General features: G+C 48.8%; 20 protein-coding genes and 1 pseudogene. 12 read left to right on the top strand and 9 right to left on the bottom strand.

All coding sequences use genetic code 11. The features are described from left to right. Positions 1 to 359: 359 nt before the first annotated feature. Positions 360 to 884, top strand: a complete 525-nt coding sequence (gene purE / locus BN1044_RS12005; RefSeq protein WP_072308908.1) for a 5-(carboxyamino)imidazole ribonucleotide mutase — start codon at positions 360 to 362, stop codon at positions 882 to 884. Further along, positions 881 to 1,951, top strand: coding sequence for a 5-(carboxyamino)imidazole ribonucleotide synthase (purK, locus tag BN1044_RS12000; RefSeq protein WP_072308907.1), 1,071 nt, complete (start codon positions 881 to 883; stop codon positions 1,949 to 1,951). Before purE ends, purK begins: the two co-directional genes overlap by 4 nt. Positions 1,952 to 2,142: 191 nt before the next feature. Here the strand turns inward: purK and BN1044_RS23900 are convergent, their stop codons facing one another. From BN1044_RS23900 to ybbA, 4 genes and pseudogenes are all read right to left on the bottom strand, one after another. Further along, complete coding sequence (locus tag BN1044_RS23900; RefSeq protein ID WP_247650351.1) at positions 2,143 to 2,682, bottom strand: GGDEF domain-containing protein; 540 nt, start codon at positions 2,680 to 2,682, stop codon at positions 2,143 to 2,145. A gap of 114 nt (positions 2,683 to 2,796) precedes the next feature. Then, positions 2,797 to 3,499, bottom strand: a pseudogene (locus tag BN1044_RS23895) (MASE4 domain-containing protein); the annotation flags it as partial. 241 nt (positions 3,500 to 3,740) lie between these two features. After that, complete coding sequence (gene ybbP / locus BN1044_RS11990) at positions 3,741 to 6,146, bottom strand: putative ABC transporter permease subunit YbbP (protein WP_072308906.1); 2,406 nt, start codon at positions 6,144 to 6,146, stop codon at positions 3,741 to 3,743. Then, entirely contained in the window at positions 6,143 to 6,829 is a 687-nt protein-coding gene (gene ybbA, locus BN1044_RS11985) for a putative ABC transporter ATP-binding protein YbbA (RefSeq protein ID WP_072308904.1), read from the bottom strand. Before ybbA ends, ybbP begins: the two co-directional genes overlap by 4 nt. Between ybbA and tesA the strand changes: the two genes are divergently transcribed. The 9 genes from tesA (at position 6,800) to BN1044_RS11940 (ending at position 16,420) form a co-directional block, all read left to right on the top strand. Then, positions 6,800 to 7,438 (top strand): multifunctional acyl-CoA thioesterase I/protease I/lysophospholipase L1, encoded by a 639-nt coding sequence (tesA, locus tag BN1044_RS11980; RefSeq protein WP_072308903.1) that lies wholly within the window; start codon positions 6,800 to 6,802, stop codon positions 7,436 to 7,438. The genes ybbA and tesA overlap by 30 nt on opposite strands. 54 nt (positions 7,439 to 7,492) lie before the next feature. Next, positions 7,493 to 8,266: an SDR family oxidoreductase gene (locus BN1044_RS11975; protein ID WP_072308901.1), complete on the top strand. Its 774-nt coding sequence runs from the start codon at positions 7,493 to 7,495 to the stop codon at positions 8,264 to 8,266. A gap of 74 nt (positions 8,267 to 8,340) precedes the next feature. Beyond that, positions 8,341 to 9,195 (top strand): co-chaperone YbbN, encoded by an 855-nt coding sequence (locus BN1044_RS11970; RefSeq protein ID WP_072308900.1) that lies wholly within the window; start codon positions 8,341 to 8,343, stop codon positions 9,193 to 9,195. Positions 9,196 to 9,510: 315 nt separating this feature from the next. After that, positions 9,511 to 10,437 (top strand): hypothetical protein, encoded by a 927-nt coding sequence (locus tag BN1044_RS11965; protein ID WP_072308899.1) that lies wholly within the window; start codon positions 9,511 to 9,513, stop codon positions 10,435 to 10,437. Positions 10,438 to 10,508: 71 nt separating this feature from the next. Then, on the top strand, positions 10,509 to 10,853 hold the full coding sequence (locus tag BN1044_RS11960; protein ID WP_072308898.1) for a hypothetical protein: 345 nt from the start codon (positions 10,509 to 10,511) through the stop codon (positions 10,851 to 10,853). A 10-nt stretch (positions 10,854 to 10,863) separates the two neighbouring features. Next, positions 10,864 to 11,319, top strand: coding sequence for a DUF5071 domain-containing protein (locus BN1044_RS11955; protein WP_072308896.1), 456 nt, complete (start codon positions 10,864 to 10,866; stop codon positions 11,317 to 11,319). Positions 11,320 to 11,661: 342 nt separating this feature from the next. Next, positions 11,662 to 13,350 (top strand): urocanate hydratase, encoded by a 1,689-nt coding sequence (hutU, locus tag BN1044_RS11950; RefSeq protein ID WP_072308895.1) that lies wholly within the window; start codon positions 11,662 to 11,664, stop codon positions 13,348 to 13,350. Further along, entirely contained in the window at positions 13,350 to 14,885 is a 1,536-nt protein-coding gene (gene hutH / locus BN1044_RS11945; RefSeq protein ID WP_072308894.1) for a histidine ammonia-lyase, read from the top strand. Before hutU ends, hutH begins: the two co-directional genes overlap by 1 nt. 101 nt (positions 14,886 to 14,986) lie before the next feature. After that, positions 14,987 to 16,420 carry an amino acid permease gene (locus tag BN1044_RS11940; RefSeq protein WP_072308893.1) on the top strand — a complete coding sequence of 478 codons (1,434 nt, stop codon included), beginning with the start codon at positions 14,987 to 14,989 and terminating at the stop codon, positions 16,418 to 16,420. A gap of 118 nt (positions 16,421 to 16,538) precedes the next feature. Here the strand turns inward: BN1044_RS11940 and BN1044_RS11935 are convergent, their stop codons facing one another. The 3 genes from BN1044_RS11935 to BN1044_RS11925 form a co-directional block, all read right to left on the bottom strand. Then, positions 16,539 to 17,261, bottom strand: coding sequence for an amino acid ABC transporter ATP-binding protein (locus tag BN1044_RS11935; RefSeq protein WP_072308891.1), 723 nt, complete (start codon positions 17,259 to 17,261; stop codon positions 16,539 to 16,541). Beyond that, positions 17,248 to 18,012, bottom strand: a complete 765-nt coding sequence (locus BN1044_RS11930) for an amino acid ABC transporter permease (protein WP_025800562.1) — start codon at positions 18,010 to 18,012, stop codon at positions 17,248 to 17,250. Before BN1044_RS11930 ends, BN1044_RS11935 begins: the two co-directional genes overlap by 14 nt. Positions 18,013 to 18,107: 95 nt before the next feature. After that, on the bottom strand, positions 18,108 to 18,875 hold the full coding sequence (locus BN1044_RS11925; protein ID WP_072308890.1) for a basic amino acid ABC transporter substrate-binding protein: 768 nt from the start codon (positions 18,873 to 18,875) through the stop codon (positions 18,108 to 18,110). A 354-nt stretch (positions 18,876 to 19,229) separates the two neighbouring features. Between BN1044_RS11925 and BN1044_RS11920 the strand changes: the two genes are divergently transcribed. Beyond that, positions 19,230 to 19,457, top strand: coding sequence for an HP1242/YdcH family protein (locus BN1044_RS11920; protein WP_072308888.1), 228 nt, complete (start codon positions 19,230 to 19,232; stop codon positions 19,455 to 19,457). A gap of 113 nt (positions 19,458 to 19,570) precedes the next feature. Here BN1044_RS11920 and eno read toward each other — a convergent pair whose 3' ends face one another. Further along, the gene (gene eno, locus BN1044_RS11915; protein ID WP_025800559.1) at positions 19,571 to 20,875 is read right to left on the bottom strand and encodes a phosphopyruvate hydratase; all 1,305 of its coding nucleotides are present in this window, start codon (positions 20,873 to 20,875) and stop codon (positions 19,571 to 19,573) included. An 83-nt stretch (positions 20,876 to 20,958) separates the two neighbouring features. Beyond that, positions 20,959 to 22,596, bottom strand: a complete 1,638-nt coding sequence (gene pyrG / locus BN1044_RS11910) for a glutamine hydrolyzing CTP synthase (protein ID WP_025800558.1) — start codon at positions 22,594 to 22,596, stop codon at positions 20,959 to 20,961. Positions 22,597 to 23,078 lie beyond the last annotated feature (482 nt).

The raw sequence follows: 23,078 nt of genomic DNA, 5'->3' as shown, positions 1-23,078 counted from the left end.
TGACTATAATAGATCGAATTCTTATATATTTTAAAACTAATAAGCAGTAATGTAATTTAGCTGAAAAAGTATCTAGAAAAACAAAATTAACAACCTGTTCAATGACGACTAATAATTATAACTAACTTTTTTCGAGCTATTATAACAATATACATAGCGTCATATCTGTTCAAAAACACAACAGCACGGCATACATAATGTTGATGCTCAAAGTGCTATTGTTGACGCTAAAACTCGGTATAGGCAACGCTACGCAACCGTTTTCGTCACTATAAACACGTGATATACTTCGCACCTCTTTACTCGCTCAGCGGTGCTGAGTTACCAAAGTTAGTTCGTTAAACAGGAGCTTGCCATCAATGTCAGCCAATGTTGTTCCGGCTAACCCATCCGAGGCAAAAATTGCCATCGTTATGGGTTCCAAAAGCGATTGGGCTACCATGCAGTTTGCCGCCGAAGTTTTGACCCAGCTTGATGTTAAGTTCCATGTCGAAGTGGTTTCCGCTCACCGAACTCCAGACAAACTCTTTAGTTTTGCCGAGCAGGCCTGCGAGCGAGGCTTTGACATCATTATCGCCGGTGCGGGTGGTGCTGCACATCTGCCAGGCATGCTGGCGGCAAAAACATTAGTTCCTGTACTCGGCGTGCCCGTGCAAAGCGCAGCGCTCAGCGGCGTAGACAGCCTCTATTCCATCGTGCAGATGCCACGAGGTATTCCCGTTGGCACGTTAGCTATCGGTAAAGCCGGTGCTGCAAACGCAGGGTTATTGGCAGCCCAGATTTTAGCCTTGCATGACCCAATGCTCGCACGTCGAATGGCGGCATGGCGTCAGGCACAAACCGACGAAGTACTGGCACACCCCGATCCTCGGGAGGAAGCATGAAGCCCGTTTGCGTTTTAGGTAATGGCCAGCTTGGCCGTATGCTACGTCAGGCGGGTGAACCGCTGGGGATCACCGTTTTCCCCGTCGGACTCGACGTTGACCCAGAAGCCGTTCCTTGGCAACAAGGCGTTATTACGGCTGAAATCGAACGCTGGCCAGAAACTCCACTGACCCGAGAGTTAGCACGCCACAGTGGCTTTGTTAACCGCGATATTTTTCCGCGTCTAGCTGACCGTTTGACACAAAAACAGCTGCTGGATGAGCTGAATCTAGCTACCGCACCATGGCAGCTATTAGCCTCAACAAGCGACTGGCCAGAAGTATTTGCCAATATTGGTCAATTCGCGATAGTGAAGCGTCGCACCGGCGGTTACGATGGCCGCGGTCAATGGCGAATTCGCCCTGGTGATGAGGTTGAATTACCCGCAGACGTTTACGGCGATTGCATCGTTGAACAAGGCATCAACTTTTCTGGCGAAGTCTCATTAGTGGGTGCCCGCGCCCATGATGGCCATTGTGTATTTTATCCGTTAACGCACAACCTGCATGAAGATGGGATCCTGCGGGCTAGCGTCGCCCTTCCTCAGCCAAATGCTCAGCTTCAGCAGCAGGCAGAGCAAATGCTCAGCGCTATCATGAATGAGCTTGGTTACGTCGGCGTAATGGCGATGGAGTGCTTTGTGGTGGATGATGGTTTACTGATTAACGAGCTTGCGCCGCGCGTCCATAACAGCGGGCACTGGACGCAGAATGGCGCATCGATAAGCCAGTTTGAATTGCATCTGCGCGCTATTCTGGATTTGCCGCTCCCGACTCCCGTGGTTAGCACACCTTCAGTCATGGTTAATTTGATTGGCACCGAGCTGAACTATAGCTGGATGGCACAACCGTTAGTCCATCTTCACTGGTACGACAAAGAAGTACGTCCGGGGCGCAAAGTTGGCCATCTCAATCTCAATGACACCAACGCTTCACTTCTCAGCGCCGCGTTAAATGAGCTCACGCCACAGCTTTCGGCGGAGTATCACAGCGGGATACGTTGGGCGCAGGAAAAACTACTCGCCTAATTCTGATCATGAAAAACGGAGCCTAAAGGCTAATGCAGATCGTTTAAGAGTTCGAGATACACGGGGCTAGCACACCGCGGGGCGCTCCGGCAGCTAAAGCTGCTACGACCCCATCGGTGTACTTCCCCTAAAATCACGCTTAAGTGACCAGCATTAACCTAAAGGCTCCGTTTTTACTTCACAGCAATAAACTAAGTATATATTGCTCTTAATGGCGCTGAGTTCTCGCGCCCCAGCATTGGCGCGGTGAGCGCCGAATAGATAACCACACGATCGCGGCCTTCCAACTTCGCTCGGTACATTGCCTCATCAGCACGAGCAACGCATTGTTCAGCGGTAAGCTCATTCCCCGTTACGGTATAAATGCCAATGCTGATAGTCATTTTCTCGGGAACATCCTTCCCATATGGCGAGTCCTGATGATGGCAAATCTTAACGCGTATTTTCTCTGCAATCTCTAGCGCATCATTTGTGCTAACACCATCTAGCATCACAGAGAACTCTTCTCCCCCAATACGTGCTGCAATATCTGTTTTGCGTATTGTGCTTTGCAAGGTTTTTGCCACATATTGAACCACACGATCACCGGTTATATGCCCGTAGATATCGTTAATCCGTTTGAAATGGTCAATATCAGCCACGAGTAAGGTAATCGGCGCGCTTTTTGATACGCTATGCATTCGATTGACTAAAGAATCATAGTAGTAACTACGATTATATAAACGCGTCATAGGATCACGAATGGAATTATTGTAGGAAATCTTATAATCGATACGTGCTTTTTGATAAAGTTTAAAAATATCGAATAAGAAAGCCAGCATCACAACAAATGTCGCAAGCACTTCAAAAAGATGAGCGCCATACCATGCTAGAGACGTCATATATTCGCTGCCGCTAAGCAGCATAGTGCTACCTAAAAATGCCATACAACTAAGACTTAGGCTTGCCCAAAAATTATTCTTCACACCGGCAAAACACATCACCGCACAGGTGGTTCCGCCCCAGAGAAAAACCAGATAAATCCCTACGAATGAGCTCCAAAACTGCTGATAAGAAAGACTTCCCTCATCAACAATTGGCAAACTTAAAACCAAACTATGGCTTGAAACAAAATAGGCAGTAGACAGCAGAATAATCGTCAAGCACGTGCACAGAGCAGTGACCGAAACCATATTAATAAATCGATTATTCCATAAGCGATAAACAGCTAAAGATAAAAGAAAAAATATCGCCATCGATAAAAATAACTCCCGGATAACTAAGCAGTTTGCTCATGAGGTAAAGAGAAGAGATACCATAAGCGAACGCCAGCACCACCAAATAAAGGTGTTTTCTATCGAAGCTAAACTTCATCAGCATAAATAGTGCTAGTAAAACATTTAGCACCAGCGTTACTGATGTAGAAACTGGGAATAATGCTTCTAATGCGGGAAGTCTGATGTAACCAAACAGGCGAAACAAGGCAAAAAGCACAATCAATAATGTAATTGAAAAGATAACAAATTTATTTATTTTAATAGACTCTGCACTAACCTCAGCTCTATTCATATTTAAATTCCTTTTAAATATTAAACAAACATCCATATATTCTACTAAAACCATATAAAACGATATTACTTATGAATGACATCACATGCAATTAATCACACTAAAAACATATGATTTTATAAAATAAACGAGCAAACACCTCGGGATTTATATCTCAATCAACCAGAGAAATTAGTATTAAGAAAGAGATGAATTGAATAATATATCGATGAGCACGCCCATGTCGGCGTGCTCATATTAATTATCTCTTCAGCAAGCGAGCACCTAAGAAGCCACCGCACAATGAAAGCAACAGCGCACCGCTAATAGGAACTAAGGCCCACATTAAGTAATTCGGCTGCCACGGGAAATCAAACACCTGTCGTTGCAGCAGCCACAATGCTACTTCGGCACCCGCTGCCGCCGCAATACCAGACACCAATCCTAATAAGGCAAACTCGCTCCACAATGTGCGGCGTAATAAACGCATCCCTGCACCTAGCGTACGATAAACGCTTAGCTCCTGCCGACGCTGTTGCATTCCCACCTGCACCTGCGCCATTAGCAGCAATACGCCGCAGATAATGACCAGAATCACCATCACTTCTAATGCGCGGCTTACCTGCTGCAATACCTGACTCGCCTGTTGCAATATCGCACCGATATCAAGCAGGCTCAGCGTTGGAAATTGCCGATTAAGCTGAGTCAGTAGCTGTTCGTCGCCCACATAACGGAAGCTGGTTAGCCAAGTCTGTGGCTGTCCATCCAACGCATGCGGGGGGAAAATGAAGTAGAAGTTTGGCCGCAGGCTTTCCCAGTCAACTTTACGCAGGCTGGTGATTTTGGCGCTAAAGTTTTGCGTATCACCACTGAACGCCACCTCATCACCAATCCCCAAGCCCAGACGTTCTGCAATCCCCTGCTCGATGGAAACCTCACCGGCCTTAGGCGGCCAATAGCCCGCGGTTAACGGATTATGCTCAGGTAATTTATCTTGCCACGTCAGATTGAGCTCACGGTTAACCGCCTCTCCCCCAGGCGCATCTTCAGCAATTAACTTTGTCGCCTCATGTCCGTTAATTTCTGTTAAACGCACGCGCACCACGGGATAAAACGTACGTGCCTCTACCTGATGTTGCTCAAGGAAATTTTTTACCAGTGGAACCTGCTGCTCCGTCATATTCATCAGAAAATAGTTCGGGCTGTCCGGCGGTAATTGCTGCTGCCAACGATCGAGTAAATCCCCACGCAGCACTAACAGCAAAGCCAATAACATGAACGACAGTGAGAACGCAGCCAGTTGACTGATGGTCGCCGCAGGTTGGCGCAATAAGCGGTTAACCGCTAAACGTAGCGCCAAATTCTTAAGCGTAAGCCTACGCAGCACAACTAACCCACCCCAGCCCACCACGCTAAGCAGAAATGCCAAGGCCACCATGCCCAATAACAACGACCACAGCAGCGTGCTCAGCCCAACTAACGATATCAAGCCTGCAATTAAAATCAGCGCCGTAATGGGAAGGTAATAGCGCAGCGGCCACACCACGCGAAAAGCATCGCTACGCAGCACTCGCAGCGGTTGAGTGGCTATCAGTTGGCGATAAGGTCTTAAACCAACCACCAGCGAAATCAGAACCATGCCTCCCAGCGACCAAACCCAAGGCCAGCCTCCCGCAGCAGGAAGTGCTGTCGGTAAAACCGGTGCCAATAGGCGGATCAACAATGCTTCAAACAATAGCCCTAACGCACTTCCCGCCACACCAGCCACCAGCAGCAAGGCCAGCCATTGCCCTGCAATTAAACGCAACAACGTTTTACGCCCAGCGCCGAGCGTTTTTAGGATCGCCACCAGTTCATAGCGGCTTCGGCAGTAGTGGTTCATTGCTACAGTCACCGCAGCCACCGCCAGTAAAAGCGTTAGCAGCGCGGATAACAGCAGAAATTGCTGCGAGCGTTGCAATGACTTACCCAGCGTCCCACCGGATTCCTCCAGCCCAAACAGCTTTTGGTCAGGCTTCAGCTGTGGCGTCAGATACTGCGTAAACCGTTCGATAGCATCAGCGGGGCCGGCAAACATATAACGATAGCTCAGGCGGCTGCCTGGCTGCACCGCACCCGTTTTATCAACATCAGCAAGGTTGATAAGAATTCTTGGCGCAGTTTGAAACGGATTAAACCCGTTATCAGGCTCTTGCACCACCACGCCAGCCACTTTTAGCGTCGCGTCCCCCACATCTAAACTATCCCCAACTTTTAAATTTAACAGGGATAGCAAACGTGAGGCGACCAGCACTTCGCCAGGCTCAGGACGTAATCCGGCAGGTTGCGTAATTAATTCACCATACAGCGGATAAAGCGTGTCAGTTGCCTTTACATCCGCCAGCTGTGGTCTATCTCCAGCAAACGTCATGGTGGAAAAAGAAAGCTGGCGGCTTACGCTCAGCCCGTCGCGCTGAGCCTGCGTCAGCCACTGTTCATCAGCAGGATGTGCGCTGCGCAGAACTTTGTCACCGGCCAGAAAATCGCGGCTTTGCTGACTCAGCCCGCGTTCCATTCGGTCGCTGATACTTCCCAGCGCCAACACACAGGCCACCGCCAGCGTTAAAGCCATCCACACAATCAATAGCGAAGGCGATTTCCACTCGCGCCAAAACCAACGCAGAATCATGCTTCCTCCTGCAATACGCCTTCAACCAAGCGCATACGCCGCTGGCATCTTGCTGCCAACTGAGGATCGTGAGTCACCAGAATCAACGTGGTATCAAAATCGGTATTTAGGGAAAACAGGAGATCGGCGATACGGTCGCCGGTATGGCGATCGAGATTACCGGTTGGCTCATCGGCAAACAGAATTTTGGGACGGCCACTGAACGCACGCGCCAACGCCACGCGTTGTTGTTCTCCACCTGATAGCTGCGCCGGTAGATGATTCAAACGCTTGCCCAGCCCGAGCTGGTTTAACAGCTGCACCGCCTGTTGACGGCTTTGACGATCGCTATCACCACGTAGTAACGCGGGTAGTTGAACGTTCTCTAATGCCGTTAGCGTGGGCACTAACATAAACGACTGAAACACAAAGCCAACGTCTCGCGCACGCAACGCCGCCCGCTGCTCCTCATCCATTTGATCTAAACGCTGGCCTAAAAGGGAAACCTCCCCACGCGTTCCATCATCTAAACCGGCTAAAATCCCCAGCAGCGTTGATTTACCCGAGCCTGACTCACCAATCAACGCTAATGTCTGCGCAGGTTTGACAACCAGCTCAACTCCGGTAAGGATGGAAAGCTGACTATCACCTTGACCGACCTCTTTGGCTAAATGATGAACTTCAAGAACATTTTCCGTTGGCATATCCCTTTCCTTCTTCTATTCAGCCTGTTATGTGGGCGGGCAATGGCCGCTGATACATTGTTAATATTAGGCGACAGCCTTAGTGCAGGCTATCGATTACCCATTGCCGATTCATGGGCCACGCGTCTTGCACAGCAATGGCAAAAAACGACGCCATCAGTTTCTGTGGTTAATGGTAGCATTAGTGGTGACACTGCCGATCAAGGTCTTGCTCGACTTCCTACGTTGTTGAAACAGCATCAGCCGCGCTGGGTATTGATAGAACTCGGCGCTAACGATGGGCTGAGAGGTTTTGCCCCCGCCGATATTGAAGCAGCCTTAGACAAAATCATTACTCAGGTACAACAGGCGAGAGCGCAGCCTCTGCTAATGCAAATTCAGCTACCGCCTAACTATGGCCGCCGCTACACCGAAGCCTTTGCGGCCATTTATCCCAAACTGGCAAAACAGCATCAAATACCGCTTATTCCATTCTATATGGAGCAGGTGGCGTTAAAACCCGAGTGGATGCAGCAGGACGGATTACATCCAAACGGTGAAGCACAGCCGTTTATTGCGCAATGGATGAGCGAACAGCTTCACCCCTTGCTGACGAATCCCCATCAGTAATGTTTTAATTAAACATCTTTAACGCCGTGCCAACAGGTTTACATAGGTAAAGTTATGCAAAAAGCTATCCTTATCACCGGCTGCTCCAGCGGAATTGGACTTACCGCAGCACAGGATCTCCGTAACCGGGGATATCGGGTGCTAGCCGCTTGTCGCAAGCCGCAAGACGTTGAGGTGATGCGCGATCTGGGCATGGAAGGTATTGAGCTGGATTTGGACGACAGCGAGAGCGTGGAACACGCCGCTGCGGAAGTGATTCGTATCACTGAAGGACGCCTATATGCGCTGTTTAACAACGGCGGTTTTGGCCTCTATGGCCCGCTCAACACCATCAGCCGAGCCGAATTAGAACGGCAGTTTGCCACTAACCTGTTTGGCACCCACCAGCTCACTCAGCTTTTATTACCCATTATGCTGCCACACGGTGAAGGCCGAATTATTCAAACCAGTTCAGTGATGGGACTCGTCGCAACGCCGGGGCGAGGTGCTTACGCTGCAAGCAAATTTGCGCTTGAAGGCTGGTCTGATGCACTGCGAATGGAGCTGCACGGCAGCGGCATCCATGTTTCACTCATTGAACCGGGCCCGATAAATACCCGCTTCACGAGCAATGTGCATCAAATGGAAAAAGATAAACCGGTGACCAATCCAGGCATTGCTGCGCGCTTTACGCTCACGCCTGATGCCATTCTGCCTAAGTTGCATCATGCCTTAGAAAGCAAAAGGCCAAAACTTCGCTATCCGGTTACGCTGGTTGCTCACGCGCTAACCGTGCTGCGCCGTATTTTGCCAGGGAGATTACTCGACAAGGTTCTAAGTGGTAATTAACGCCTTGGCATTGCAAACGGCCAGATAAGCCCCATATCGTTTTTATATGTTTAAGCGTCTGAGAGAACAAAAGAATGCTAAATAATTCCGTGATCAACGTTACCGAAGCCAACCTACATCAAACGCTAGAGCAGTCTGCATCTATTCCGGTGCTGTTCTACTTCTGGTCTGAACGCAGCCAGCATTGCCTACAGCTCAACCCTATTCTCGACAAACTCGCGTCAGAATACGCGGGCCAGTTCGTGCTAGCTAAAGTGGACTGCGACGCAGAACAAATGGTGGCCTCACAGTTTGGGCTGCGTGCCATCCCAACGGTTTACTTATTTAAAGATGGTCAGCCAGTAGATGGCTTCCAAGGGCCACAGTCGGAAGAGTTTATCCGCGAACTGTTAGGCCGCTTCTTGCCAAAAGAAGAAGAGCTGAAAGCTGCACAGGCTGCAGAATTCATTGCCGAAGGCAAAATGGCCGAAGCCTTACCGTTGCTGAAAGAAGCGCGTGCGTTGGATACTAAACGCAGCGATATCGCCCTGATGCTGGCCGAAGTACAGATCGCACTCAGCCGCAGTGATGAAGCAGAAGCGGTATTAGCGACCATCCCAATGCAGGATCAGGATTCTCGCTATCAAGGCCTTGTGGCGCAAATTGAGTTACTGAAACAGGCCGCCGATACACCTGAAATTCAGCTGCTGCAAAAACAGGTAGAAGCTGAACCAGAAAATGCGGTTATTGCCGCTCAGCTGGCTTTACAGCTGCATCAGGTCGGACGTAACGAAGAGGCTCTTGAACTGCTGATGGTTCATCTACGCAAAGATCTGACCGCCGCCGACGGTGCTGCGCGTAAAACCCTGATGGACATTCTTGCCGCGTTGGGGAATGGCGATGCATTGGCGTCTAAGTACCGGAAACAACTGTATTCGTTGTTGTATTAATCAATAGTTATTCCCGATGCTAATGCCGCCGATATTAAATCAGCGGCATTTCATAATAAAATCTGATATATACACTTTTTTAAATAGCTTAATCTAACTCTTAAAAAAACATCAAAAAATAAAGATTGATCGAAATCAATATATTAGCCTCATCTAAGAAAAAATATGATTATCCTCGCTTGATAATAGACAGTCTTAATCTATCATTTTTAGTGATAGTTTGAGTCCGATGACAAGCATCGTATTTTCCGGCTATCACCAAATCTATTTTCATTAAAAATGTTTGTCTCTGATATTAACAAGAGAGGATAAATCATGGGTAAAAGTCCAAGTATTGAAGAAATGGAAAAGAAAGATAAAAAAAGCCGTGAATATTTAGATGACATAGCCAATGAACTGACTAACAAACTCGGAAATACCTACGCAACGTTAGAAAAAGAAGCTGAAAACTTCTATCAAAAAGAACATGAAAAACCCTGGTCGAGCGATCTTTATATTACGGGCAAACAATTTGATTACCAATCCGTGCAAGAGTGGTCGCTCGCATCTGTATCTGCCATTATTAACAAAATATCCGCTGCGGTTATTGGTACCGTCGATGGAAAAATTGAGAATCTGCCAGCAGGAACTGATGCAGGAGATAAAGCACAGGATATTAATAAAAAGTATGATATGAATAAGGATAAGCGGTTATTAATTGCGACTAACTGCTTTAACCTACTGGCCGGTATCGTTGGATCGTTCGGCAATGCCACCTCCATTACCGTGAAGCACGGTACCAAGTCAGATCCTATTGGCGGTGGGCTACGAATTTTCGGCTCCGTCGGAACCCAAACCTTCCAGCGTTCCTCTTTCTTTAATAACGAGAAAATCGCAACCTATCAGTTTGCTTATATTGTTAGATTCTCCGTTGAAGAGTTTGAACTGCAGGCAAAAATCGCGCTTATCGATCAGTATCAAAACACGTTAAACGTGACTAAATTTGCCTCGGACAAAAATGACCAGCAATTCTTTGAGGATAAAATAACCTATGAACAGTGGTCTGTCATGTCCGCTAAATTTGAAAAAGTCATAGAAGATATTTTAAAGAAAATACGCGAACTCGATCCGAAGAAAGAAAGAGGAACACAATTGGCAAAAGAATTTATTTCTCAAAACGCTCTATACAGAATATTTTACTCCAGTAACAAACATCTACTCGAAGCAATAAAACGCAGAGAGGCTGGGTTGTTAAAAATATAATTAAAACACAAATATATTCACTTCAGATCAAATTCATACCCACAGCAATTAAATATCATAGGAAAACCGCTATGCCTAATTACTATCGACTTGGGAATAGAACCCCAGCTAATTTCACACCGCGTATTGCCGATACCGTAGGGCCCGGCGCGGGGCTCTCCATGGCAAATGCGGCGCCAGCAGTAAGGGCGCAGGTTATTGACTCAGACTTAACTCAGGTGACCCAAATTATTAATACGCCTACCCCAGGAAACCCACAGCATTATTCAATTTTGCCAAATCCCAATGTAGGACAGGATTTGCTAGATTGGGCCGCAACTCGAGAGGCTCTGCTCGCCGATAATACATGGACGAATCCTCTCATCGGCCCCTACACTACGGACGTCAACACGGCACGTACAGGCCAAGTTAACTAGGGGAAGATTTATGGATCTCATTAAACAAATGTGCGGTTCATTTGATTTCACAACGATTTCTTCTGAACTCTATGCACTTATCCCACAGGATAAAATGGACGTAGAAACCGCCAAAAAAGCGGTGGACTACGGCTATCCAGGAGTTGCGACTATTCTGCCGGTGCTCATCTATTGGCTGCAGGATCTTAACTGGCCGGTAGCGCAGGAGTTAACACCGTTTTTAGCCCAAATTGGTGCCCCGCTAAAACAGCCAGTACTTGATGTGCTTGAAACTCAAGACTCGATTTGGAAATATTGGGTCATCAGTGAATTAGTCGATACAGCCGACCTACAACTGGCCAAAGCCATCGCCCCTGAACTGCAGCAGTTGAAACTCAAAACGGCGGCGAGCCTCGACGAGGATGATATTAGCGTCAATTCAGCTATTGACGCGATTTTGCATAAACTCCAAACACAGCGCCCTTAGTTTCACCTGATATAAAGGCGGCGAAATTCAGTGTGTTTTTCGTCGCCTTTATCTTTTGTCTTTTCATTGATTCACTCCCCACCTGTGATCCCCTTCCCAATTTTTATACAACCGCCCCTGCGACTATCGGCTAAAACCCTTCACAATTAAGAAATTAATTCATTGTTTTATCTATAAATACTTTTCTTCTCCACGTCCTTATTCCTTTAAATCACTCGCATAAAATCTATTTGCATATACTTGTCTATACAAGTATATGTTAATCAATAACGGCTTTTGTTAAACACTAGTTAACTAGTAAATCCTGATATCTGAACTGATAACGCGAAAGGAAAAATAAAAGTGGCTCTTCCAAACCGACTGCGTGAAATCGACATCCGCGCCCCGCGTGGTACTCAACTCAATGCCAAAAGCTGGCAGACCGAAGCGCCATTGCGCATGCTGATGAATAATCTTGATCCCGAAGTTGCAGAAAACCCTCATGAATTAGTGGTTTATGGCGGCATCGGGCGCGCTGCACGCAACTGGGAGTGCTACGATAAAATCGTTGAAACACTAAAAAAATTAAACGACGACGAAACCCTGCTGGTGCAATCGGGTAAACCCGTTGGCGTATTCAAAACCCACAGCAATGCACCGCGCGTATTGATTGCTAACTCCAATCTGGTACCTCACTGGGCAACGTGGGAACACTTCAATGAACTCGATGCCAAAGGCTTGGCGATGTACGGCCAAATGACCGCTGGCAGCTGGATTTACATCGGTAGCCAAGGCATCGTTCAGGGCACCTATGAAACGTTTGTGGAAGCAGGCCGCCAGCATTACAACGGCGATCTAACCGGTCGTTGGGTTCTGACCGCAGGCTTGGGCGGCATGGGTGGCGCTCAGCCGTTAGCCGCAACCATGGCAGGGTTAACGTCATTGAACATCGAATGCCAGCAAAGCCGTATCGATTTTCGTCTAAAAACGGGCTACGTCGACGAACAGGCGACCGATCTGGACGACGCGCTGGCACGCATCAAACGTTATACCAATGAGGGTAAAGCTATCTCTATTGCCCTGTGCGGCAATGCGGCAGAAATTCTGCCTGAATTAGTCCGTCGCGGCGTACGCCCAGACATGGTAACCGACCAAACCAGCGCGCACGACCCGCTCAATGGCTATTTACCGAAAGGCTGGACATGGGAAGCGTATCGCGAGCGAGCGCAGGCCGAGCCTGCATTCGTGGTGAACGCTGCTAAAGAGTCCATGGCTGAGCACGTTGAAGCCATGCTGGCTTTCCAAAAGATGGGTATCCCTACCTTTGACTATGGCAACAACATCCGCCAGATGGCCAAAGAGATGGGCGTGGCTAACGCTTTCGATTTCCCTGGTTTTGTCCCCGCGTATATTCGTCCGCTGTTCTGTCGCGGCGTAGGTCCGTTCCGCTGGGCGGCATTGTCAGGTGATCCTGAAGATATCTACAAAACCGATGCCATGGTCAAAGAACTTATTCCTGACGATGAACACCTGCACCACTGGCTGGATATGGCGCGTGAGCGCATCCACTTCCAAGGGTTGCCAGCGCGTATTTGCTGGGTTGGCCTAGGCCAGCGCGCTAAGTTAGGTTTAGCTTTCAATGAAATGGTACGCAGCGGCGCGCTTTCTGCCCCTATCGTGATAGGTCGCGACCACTTAGATTCAGGCTCGGTTGCCAGTCCAAACCGCGAAACAGAATCCATGCAAGATGGTTCTGACGCCGTATCCGACTGGCCACTGCTGAACGCATTATTAAACACCGCCAGCGGAGCAACATGGGTTTCACTGCATCACGGCGGCGGCGTTGGGATGGGCTTTTCTCAGCATTCCGGCATGGTTATCGTGTGTGATGGCACCGACGAAGCCGCTGAACGCATCGCCCGCGTATTGCACAACGACCCCGCAACCGGCGTGATGCGTCATGCGGATGCTGGCTATGAGATTGCCATTGAATGCGCACACGAGCAGGGATTAAACCTGCCAATGATTACCTCCGCTCAGGGGAAAAAATAATGTTCGAATTAATGCTTCAGCCAGGAAAAATTACCCTTAGCCAGCTGCGTGAGATCTACCATCATCCGGTGCATATTCAATTGCACAGCAGCGCGCGTGAGCCAATTCGTCAAAGCGTGGCCTGCGTCGAACGTATCGTGGCCGAAGGTCGTACCGCCTACGGCATCAACACCGGTTTTGGCCTACTGGCTTCAACACGTATTGAAACCTGCGATTTAGAAAACCTTCAGCGCTCCATCGTGCTTTCACATGCGGCAGGTGTAGGCAGCGCTAACGATGACGCGATCGTGCGTTTAATCATGGTGATGAAAATCAATAGCCTAGCGCGTGGCTTCTCGGGAATTCGCGAAGAAGTGCTGGACGCTTTGATTGCCTTGGTGAATGCCGAAGTGTATCCGCATATTCCAATAAAAGGCTCCGTCGGCGCTTCTGGAGATTTAGCCCCGCTGGCACACATGAGTCTGGTGCTGCTGGGTGAAGGTCAGGCACGCTATCAAGGCGAATGGCTACCCGCCACGCAGGCGCTAGAGAAAGCCGGTTTGAAACCTATTCAACTGGCGGCCAAAGAAGGGTTAGCGTTACTTAATGGCACCCAGGTTTCGACCGCTTATGCGCTACGTGGCCTTTTCGACGCAGAGGATATGTATGCATCTGCGTTAGTGTGTGGCGGTTTAACCGTTGAGGCCGTGCTGGGCTCACGTAGCCCGTTTGACGCCCGTATTCACGACGTACGTGGACAGATTGGCCAAATCGACAGCGCCGCAGCCTACCGCCATCTGCTCGGTGAACGCAGTGAAATTTCTGATTCCCATCATAACTGCGGAAAAGTTCAAGATCCTTACTCCCTACGCTGCCAGCCACAGGTGATGGGGGCTTGTCTGACACAAATCCGTCAGGCCGCTGCCGTGCTTGAGATTGAGGCTAACGCAGTTTCCGATAATCCGTTGGTCTTTGCCGAACAAAATGACGTGGTTTCTGGCGGCAACTTCCACGCAGAGCCGGTGGCAATGGCGGCAGATAATCTGGCGCTGGCGTTGGCTGAAATCGGTGCGCTGTCTGAACGCCGAACTTCGCTGATGATGGATAAGCATATGTCACAGCTGCCGCCATTCTTGGTTAACAACGGCGGCGTTAACTCCGGCTTTATGATTGCTCAGGTCACTGCGGCCGCGCTGGCCAGTGAAAACAAGGCCCTCGCGCATCCTTCTAGCGTCGATAGTTTACCGACTTCCGCTAATCAGGAAGATCACGTTTCGATGGCGCCAGCTGCGGGCCGCCGACTCTGGGAAATGGCAGAAAACGTGCGTGGAATTCTGGCGATTGAATGGCTTTCAGCTTGCCAAGGGTTAGATTTCCGCGACGGCTTAAAAACCAGCCCACGGTTGGAACAAGCACGTCAGCTGTTACGCGAAAGCGTGGCTTATTACGACAAGGATCGTTTCTTCGCCCCCGACATTGAAGCCGCCAGCCAGCTACTAGGTTCCGGCCAGCTCAAAGCGCTTATTCCTACCGCGCTGCTGCCTAGCCAAGCCTAAGTCCTCTCTCATTATCTGCAAAAAGTAAGAGCACGCAGGGTATATATTCTATACCCTGCGTCGGTAATCTGTACCTGCCGACCAATATGACGGGATAAAACATGCAAAATAATAATGAAACATCGCCCCTGCAACCTCACAACACTTCGCACCTCAAACGTGGTCTGAACGCACGCCACATTCGTTTTCTGGCCTTAGGCTCGGCTATCGGCACCGGTTTGTTTTACGGTTCTGCGGGTGCAATACAACTCGCCGGCCCCGCGGTTTTATTAGCCTACCTCGTGGGCGGGCTTGCCGTTTTCATGGTGATGCGCGCGCTGGGTGAAATGGCGGTGCATCAGCCGGTATCCGGCTCTTTCGGTCACTATGCCAGCCGCTATCTTGGCCCCTTAGCCGGTTTCATCACCGGTTGGACATATACCTTTGAAATGGTAATTGTCGGCATGGCAGACGTCACGGCCTTCGGCATCTACATGGGGCTCTGGTTCCCCGATGTTTCACAATGGATTTGGGTGCTCAGCATCGTGTGCTTTATCGGCGCGCTAAACCTGTGCAGCGTTAAAGTATTTGGCGAAATGGAGTTTTGGCTCTCGCTGATTAAAGTAGTGGCGATTATCGCCATGATCGTTGGCGGCGGTGCCATTATGATGTTTGGATTCGGCCAGCATGAACAGGCAACGGGCTTTAGTAATCTGTGGCAACACGGCGGATTTATGCCCAACGGCCTCACCGGCGTTATCGCCTCACTGGCCGTGGTTATGTTTGCCTTTGGTGGGATAGAAATTATCGGCGTAACGGCGAGCGAAGCCCGCGATCCGGCGAGGGTGATCCCGAAGGCCATCAACACGGTACCAGTACGTATTCTGCTGTTTTATGTCCTCACGCTGATGGTATTGATGGCGATTTACCCGTGGAATAGCATTGGCCAGCACGGCAGTCCGTTCGTTGAAATCTTTAAAAGTCTGGGGATCAGTTCTGCCGCTCACGTCCTCAACGTGGTAGTGATCACCGCGGCAATATCAGCCATCAACAGCGATATTTTTGGCGCCGGCCGAATGATGTACGGCATGGCAAAAGATGGACAAGCACCTCAGTGCTTTACCAAATTAACCGCGGGCGGTGTGCCATGGATGACCGTTCTAGTGATGGCGATTGCGCTGCTCACCGGTGTGGTATTGAACTATCTGATCCCAGAAAAAGTGTTCTTGATTATTGCCTCTATCGCTACCTTTGCCACCGTGTGGGTATGGCTGATGATCCTGCTTTCTCAGGTTGCTATGCGCCGCCAGATGAGCAAGGAAGAAGTCGCTACGCTGAAATTCCCAGTACCGTTCTGGCCGTTAGCGCCAGCGTTAACCATCATCTTCATGGCCTTCGTTATTGCCCTGCTGGGTTATTTTGAAGACAGCCGAGTCGCTCTCGCCGTGGGTGTGGTGTGGATGGCACTACTGACTTTGGCATGGTGGATTTGGGTGAGAAAACCGAAAGGCCAATCTGTGAATGATTTTAATGCAGAAACTGAGGCGGATGTGTAGCTCAGCGAATACCCCCTCCCAGCCGCCCCCTTGACAGGGGGGAGTTGATCGAGAATTCTCACAATCTACGTCGAACGGTTCCCTCCCCTGCCAAGGGGAGGGTTAGGGTGGGGTCTGTCTAGAGAACCTTACTCAAAAACGCTGCCGTACGTGGATTCTGTGGCGCGGTGAAAATCTGCTCCGGCGTGCCCTCTTCCTGAATGATGCCTTGGTCGATAAACACCACGCGGTCGGCGACTTCACGGGCAAAGCCCATTTCGTGAGTCACGATCACCATCGTCATTCCTTCTAGAGCCAGCTTCTTCATCACTTCCAGCACTTCGCCAACTAACTCAGGATCAAGCGCAGAGGTAGGCTCATCAAACAGAATAATCGAGGGTTCCATCGCCATAGAACGTGCAATTGCCACTCGCTGTTGCTGCCCACCAGACAAGCTAGCAGGCCATGCATCGATTTTGTCGAGTAGGCCGACCTTATCCAGCAAAAGCTCAGCGCGCTTGAGCGCATCGGCACGCGACATCCCTTTCACCGACATCGGCGCCATAATCAGATTGTCTAACACCGTCATATGCGGGAACAGATTAAAACGCTGAAACACCATGCCAACGCTTTCGCGCATTTTATTTAAATTAGTTTTGGGGTTATGAACGTCAAAACCATTAACCGACACTTCGCCGCCATCGGGTTTTTCTAGGGCATTGAGGCAGCGCAAAAATGTGCTTTTCCCCGATCCAGACGGGCCAATAATGCAAACCACTTCCTGCGGTTTGATATCGCAAGAGATCCCACGCAGCACGTGCGTTTCACCAAATTGCTTCTGCAAATTATCAACGTGAATCACTTTTGCTCAACCTCTTTTCCATATGTTGCACCAGCAGCGACAGAATGAACGTAAGCATCCAGTAAATCACTGAAATCGTTAGGTAGGGTTCCCAATAAGTCGCATATGCGCCAGATACGGTACGCGCCGCATACGCAAGATCGGCCAAGCCAATGGCGGAGGCCAGTGAAGAATCTTTAACGATAGCAATCGCGTTATTCCCCAGCGGCGGAAGGATCCGGCGAAACGCCTGCGGCAAAATCACTTTGCGCATGGTTTTACCCCAGCTCATACCAAGCGCACGTGAGGCCTCCATTTGTCCGTGATCGATAGATTGAATGCCTGCACGGAAGATCTCCGACACATAAGCGCCAGCATTAAGCGTAATCGCCACGATACAAGAGAGGAACGCGCCATAGTCTGAACGCAGCATGCGGGCAAAATCCACGGACATCAGTCCGCTCGTCACCAAAACACCGTCGCGTGGGTTTATCAGCAGAGGAACGAGGGCAAAATGCACCACCATAATCTGTACAAACAGCGGTGTGCCACGGAAAGCACTCACGTAAACACGTACAGGCCATTGCACAAAATAACGCAGCACGAAGCGCCATGGGCCGTTTTCCGCCTTAGCCATTCTTCCTAAGCCTAAGGTTAACCCCCAAAGCGTGCCTAAAATTACACAGATAATGGTGCATTTAATGGTCATCCACGCGCCTTCAGCAAACAGCGGTGCATATTCCTGAATGATTTCCCAACGGAATCCGGTCATACAACTTTCCTGTTTATTACATTTTTTCTATTTATGACAGCAAGTTATAACAGCTATACCGGTTGCGCCCAGTCCATGAGCGCAACTCACAGCCTTTACTTTTCAGGCAGCGTTGGAACGTTCGTATCAAACCATTGGGTATAAATCTTGGCATAGGTCCCGTCGGCCACAATTTTCTTCAGGCCGGCATTAATTTTTCCGAGTAATTCTTGGTTTCCTTTTGCCACGGCGATACCAAAATACTGGCGTTCAAATTTGCTATCGGGAACCAGCTTGAATTCTTTCTCTGGATGATTTTTGATGTAGTACTTCACCACGCCCACGTCACCAACCGCCGCGCCCAAACCATCCTCATACAGCTCTTGCAGCATCAGCGGTGTATTATCGAAGCGTTTAATATCAGTACTGTTTTTGCCTAATACCTCAGACACCACAATGTCGCCGGTGCTTGAATTCACCACCCCAACCTTCTGCCCTTTTAACGCATTAACCGAGTCTACTTTTGAACCATTCGGCACCACGATAGACTGTTCGGCTGGGAAGTATGGCGCGGAGAAGTCCACCATCTGCTGGCGTTTGTCGGTAATGGTGATACCAGAAATAATGATGTCGCGATCGCCTGAGTTCAGCGTGGCGAAAATGCCTTCCCACGGCGTATTAACCAGTTTGATATCAAACCCTTCAGCCTTAGCGATCGCTTTAATAATATCGATATCAAAACCTTCCAGCTGCTTCTGGCTATTTTCAAACTCAAATGGGCGATAAGTGCCGCCAGAGCCCACGACGTAAGTTTGTTGTGCAGCGAAGGTGCTCCCCATCATGGCAGCCATAAAGCAGCCTGCTAATACCATTTTCTTCAACATGTCTTTCCCCTGACGTTAGATGTTTTATTTATGCAGTTTTAATGCATAAAAATACACAACAAAGCATACCAACTCAATACCATTGCGAATAAAATTTCATTATCAGCATAAAAATTCAATCTAGCACCACAATTAAGCATCTGTTGTTGCAGGAGTTCAGTATTCCAGTGGGAGATCTTATAAACACACGCAAAGGCTATGTTTTATACGAAATCAGATAGCATGATAGGGAGGAGAAGCGGCGGGGAGAAAGACATAACTTTACGCTTTATCGAACACGTTGAGATATCGATTACAAAATAAGCAGATTTTTTGTGGCATAGTACTTCTAGGTTTTGACAAAAAGGAGTGCATATGTTCCCAGAGTATCGAGATCTTATCTCAAGACTGAAAACAGAAGACGTCCGTTTTGCCACGCTCTTTCATGAGCACAACCAGTTGGATCATACGATCCGAAGGGCTGAAAGCCGGCCAGGAGCCCCGTTTGATGAGCAAATTGCAGGATTGAAGCGAGAAAAGCTCAGATTGAAAGACGAGCTTTATAAAATCCTGCGTTCGTATGAAGATGAAACAACAACCTGATAGGTTATGGTGCCGTTTTCTTCTAAATACAGAATACCGAATAAAAAAACCCGCTCATGAGCGGGTTTTTTAATGAAGCCGTTTTTAATTAAAAAAACGTGCTCAGTAACGAATTACTGACCTTTAACTTCTTTCAGACCGTTGAATGGTGCTGGGGTGCCTTGTGCAGCCAGAGCTTCTTCGATACGAATCAGCTGGTTGTATTTAGCAACACGGTCAGAACGGCTCATAGAACCGGTTTTGATTTGGCCTGCAGCGGTACCAACAGCCAGATCAGCGATGGTAGCATCTTCAGTTTCACCTGAACGGTGAGAGATAACTGCAGTGTAACCAGCGTCTTTAGCCATTTTGATTGCAGCCAGAGTTTCGGTCAGAGAACCGATCTGGTTGAATTTAATCAGGATGGAGTTAACGATACCTTTTTCGATGCCTTCTTTCAGGATCTTGGTATTGGTTACGAACAGATCGTCACCAACCAGCTGGATTTTGTCGCCCAGTACTTTAGTCTGGTATGCGAAGCCATCCCAGTCAGATTCGTCCAGACCGTCTTCGATAGAAACGATTGGGTAATCTTTGGTCAGGTTTTCCAGGAAGTGGGTGAATTCTTCAGAGGTGAAAGCTTTGTTGCCTTCGCCAGCCAGAACGTATTTACCGTCTTTGTAGAATTCAGATGCAGCGCAGTCCATAGCCAGAGTAACGTCTTTACCCAGCTCGTAGCCTGCTGCTTTAACCGCTTCAGCAATTACAGCCAGCGCTTCTGCGTTAGAACCCAGGTTAGGCGCGTAGCCACCTTCGTCACCAACAGCAGTGTTCATACCTTTAGACTTCAGAACTTTAGCCAGGTTGTGGAACACTTCAGAACCGATGCGAACCGCTTCTTTCAGAGTTTTAGCGCCAACAGGCTGGATCATGAACTCTTGGATATCAACGTTGTTGTCGGCATGTTCGCCACCGTTGATGATGTTCATCATAGGCAGAGGCATAGAATATTTGCCTGGAGTGCCGTTCAGTTCAGCGATGTGCGCATACAGCGGCAGGCCTTTAGAGGCAGCAGCAGCTTTAGCAGCAGCCAGAGAAACAGCCAGAATAGCGTTAGCGCCAAACTTGGATTTGTTTTCTGTACCATCAAGATCGATCATGATCTTATCGATGTTAGCCTGGTCTTTCGCATCTTTACCCATAACCGCCTGAGCGATTGGGCCGTTTACAGCGGCAACGGCTTTCAGTACGCCTTTACCCATGAAACGGGATTTGTCACCGTCACGCAGTTCCAGCGCTTCACGGGAACCAGTTGAAGCACCTGATGGTGCAGCAGCCATACCTACAAAGCCGCCTTCCAGATGAACTTCAGCTTCTACAGTTGGGTTTCCGCGTGAGTCGATGATTTCGCGACCAATGACTTTAACGATTTTGGACATTAGGTTTTCCTCGATACAAGTTAAACTAAAAACTCCAGACGACAGGCGCGAAACCGATGCTTCGCGCCTACCAGTATATTCACTTATTTTGCCTGACGCTTCTGGTACTCACCGGCCGCTTTAACAAAACCAGCGAACAGCGGATGTCCATCACGCGGCGTAGAAGTAAACTCAGGGTGGAACTGAGAGGCTACAAACCATGGGTGGTTTGGCAACTCAATGATTTCCACCAGCTTGTTATCCGCAGAACGGCCGGTCACTCGCAGACCCGCAGCTTCAATCTGTTTCAACAGCATGTTGTTTACTTCATAGCGATGGCGATGACGCTCAACGATGGTTGGTGAACCGTACATCTGACGAACCAAACTTCCATCGGCCAGATTACATTGTTGTCCACCTAAACGCATCGTGCCACCTAGGTCGCTTTCTTCTGTACGTACTTCTACGTTGCCTTCTTCGTCACGCCATTCTGAAATCAGCGCAACCACTGGATATTTGCAGTCTGGTACAAACTCGGTTGAGTTCGCATCAGCCATGCCTGCCACGTTACGGGCAAATTCCATCAGAGCAACCTGCATACCTAAGCAAATGCCCAGATATGGAATATTATTTTCACGCGCATAGCGTGCGGTAGCGATCTTGCCTTCGATACCACGGTAGCCAAAGCCGCCAGGTACCAAAATCGCGTCCAGACCTTTCAGCAACTCAACGCCTTTGGTCTCTACGTCTTGCGAATCGATAAGCTTGATGTTCACGGTAACGCGATTTTTCAGGCCGCCGTGCTTCAATGCTTCGATAACAGACTTATAGGCATCCGGTAATTCGATGTATTTACCGACCATACCGATGGTCACTTCACCACCTGGATTAGCCTCTTCGTAAATCACCTGCTCCCATTCTGCCAGATTTGCTTCAGGACAGTTTAAGCTGAATCGTTTACAAATGTAATCATCAAGTCCCTGAGATTTCAAGAGACCTGGAATTTTATAAATAGAATCAACGTCTTTCAGAGAAATAACGGCTTTCTCAGGAACATTACAGAATAGCGCAATTTTTGCGCGCTCATTCGCAGGAACAGCACGATCTGAACGACAAATCAGCACATCAGGCTGAATACCGATAGACAGAAGCTCTTTTACAGAGTGCTGAGTAGGCTTAGTTTTCACTTCGCCAGCCGCCGCCAGATATGGCACCAAAGTCAGGTGCATATACATGGTGTGCTCGCGACCCACTTCTACCGCCATTTGGCGAATAGCTTCGAGGAATGGCAAGGATTCGATATCACCGACGGTACCGCCGATTTCAACCAGAACCACATCGTGACCTTCGCCACCTTCAAGGATGCGTTCTTTGATTGCATTAGTGATATGAGGAATAACCTGAACGGTAGCGCCCAAATAATCGCCACGACGCTCTTTACGCAGCACATCGGAATAGATGCGGCCAGTGGTAAAGTTATTGCGGCGGGACATTTTGGTACGGATGAAACGCTCGTAATGACCTAAATCCAGATCGGTTTCTGCGCCGTCTTCGGTGACGAAAACTTCTCCGTGCTGGATAGGGCTCATCGTGCCCGGATCGACGTTGATGTACGGATCCAGTTTCATCATGCTTACGTTGAGGCCACGGGCTTCAAGAATAGCCGCCAGGGAGGCTGCGGCAATGCCTTTACCCAGAGAGGATACAACCCCGCCGGTCACAAAAATATAATTAGTTGTCATGCTGAACCTGAGAGTTAGGTTTAAAGACGATGGAAGAACCAAGACGGGACAGTAGTATACCCGAACCTTTCATTTGCCACAAACGATCTCAGAGCCTAAGTCACATTTGTTTAGGGTAAAAGGTATGACTAAATTCATTTAATCTTTAAATTACAATTAGATAAAAATTTCATTGGTAAAAAAAACCTATAAACCAACGATAGGCGGTGAAATTTGTTAAAACCGATGATAACTCATCCAATTTCCCCTCCCAAAGTCAGTGGCATAAGCCAAATAAGACCTCCTAGCTATCACCGAGGCTTACCAACGATCTCGAGCCCGCGTCAGCCAAGCTGGTCTGCTAGCAATAGCACTAATGACGCTGCTGTTTTTATTGGGAACCCGAGGGATTGCACTGCCGGATGACAAATGAGGGCGGAAAAATTTGCACTATCCATTTAAACTGCCTCGAATATCGCCCTATTCATAGGGCGTTTTTCCGC

Source organism: Hafnia alvei (assembly GCF_900095695.1).
Classification (GTDB): domain Bacteria; phylum Pseudomonadota; class Gammaproteobacteria; order Enterobacterales; family Enterobacteriaceae; genus Hafnia; species Hafnia alvei_B.
The sequence above is the reverse complement of the archived record's forward strand: the minus strand, read 5'-3'. Positions and strand labels throughout refer to the sequence as shown.

Bases quoted from the DNA above. Each gene is read 5' to 3' on its own strand.
- purE (WP_072308908.1), top strand. From the start codon at position 360: ATGTCAGCCAATGTTGTTCCGGCTAACCCATCCGAGGCAAAAATTGCC.
- purK (WP_072308907.1), top strand. From the start codon at position 881: ATGAAGCCCGTTTGCGTTTTAGGTAATGGCCAGCTTGGCCGTATGCTA.
- BN1044_RS23900 (WP_247650351.1), bottom strand. From the start codon at position 2,682: ATGACGCGTTTATATAATCGTAGTTACTACTATGATTCTTTAGTCAAT.
- ybbP (WP_072308906.1), bottom strand. From the start codon at position 6,146: ATGATTCTGCGTTGGTTTTGGCGCGAGTGGAAATCGCCTTCGCTATTG.
- tesA (WP_072308903.1), top strand. From the start codon at position 6,800: ATGAACTTCAAGAACATTTTCCGTTGGCATATCCCTTTCCTTCTTCTA.
- ybbA (WP_072308904.1), bottom strand. From the start codon at position 6,829: ATGCCAACGGAAAATGTTCTTGAAGTTCATCATTTAGCCAAAGAGGTC.
- BN1044_RS11975 (WP_072308901.1), top strand. From the start codon at position 7,493: ATGCAAAAAGCTATCCTTATCACCGGCTGCTCCAGCGGAATTGGACTT.
- BN1044_RS11970 (WP_072308900.1), top strand. From the start codon at position 8,341: ATGCTAAATAATTCCGTGATCAACGTTACCGAAGCCAACCTACATCAA.
- BN1044_RS11965 (WP_072308899.1), top strand. From the start codon at position 9,511: ATGGGTAAAAGTCCAAGTATTGAAGAAATGGAAAAGAAAGATAAAAAA.
- BN1044_RS11960 (WP_072308898.1), top strand. From the start codon at position 10,509: ATGCCTAATTACTATCGACTTGGGAATAGAACCCCAGCTAATTTCACA.
- BN1044_RS11955 (WP_072308896.1), top strand. From the start codon at position 10,864: ATGGATCTCATTAAACAAATGTGCGGTTCATTTGATTTCACAACGATT.
- hutH (WP_072308894.1), top strand. From the start codon at position 13,350: ATGTTCGAATTAATGCTTCAGCCAGGAAAAATTACCCTTAGCCAGCTG.
- BN1044_RS11940 (WP_072308893.1), top strand. From the start codon at position 14,987: ATGCAAAATAATAATGAAACATCGCCCCTGCAACCTCACAACACTTCG.
- BN1044_RS11930 (WP_025800562.1), bottom strand. From the start codon at position 18,012: ATGACCGGATTCCGTTGGGAAATCATTCAGGAATATGCACCGCTGTTT.
- BN1044_RS11925 (WP_072308890.1), bottom strand. From the start codon at position 18,875: ATGTTGAAGAAAATGGTATTAGCAGGCTGCTTTATGGCTGCCATGATG.
- BN1044_RS11920 (WP_072308888.1), top strand. From the start codon at position 19,230: ATGTTCCCAGAGTATCGAGATCTTATCTCAAGACTGAAAACAGAAGAC.
- eno (WP_025800559.1), bottom strand. From the start codon at position 20,875: ATGTCCAAAATCGTTAAAGTCATTGGTCGCGAAATCATCGACTCACGC.
- pyrG (WP_025800558.1), bottom strand. From the start codon at position 22,596: ATGACAACTAATTATATTTTTGTGACCGGCGGGGTTGTATCCTCTCTG.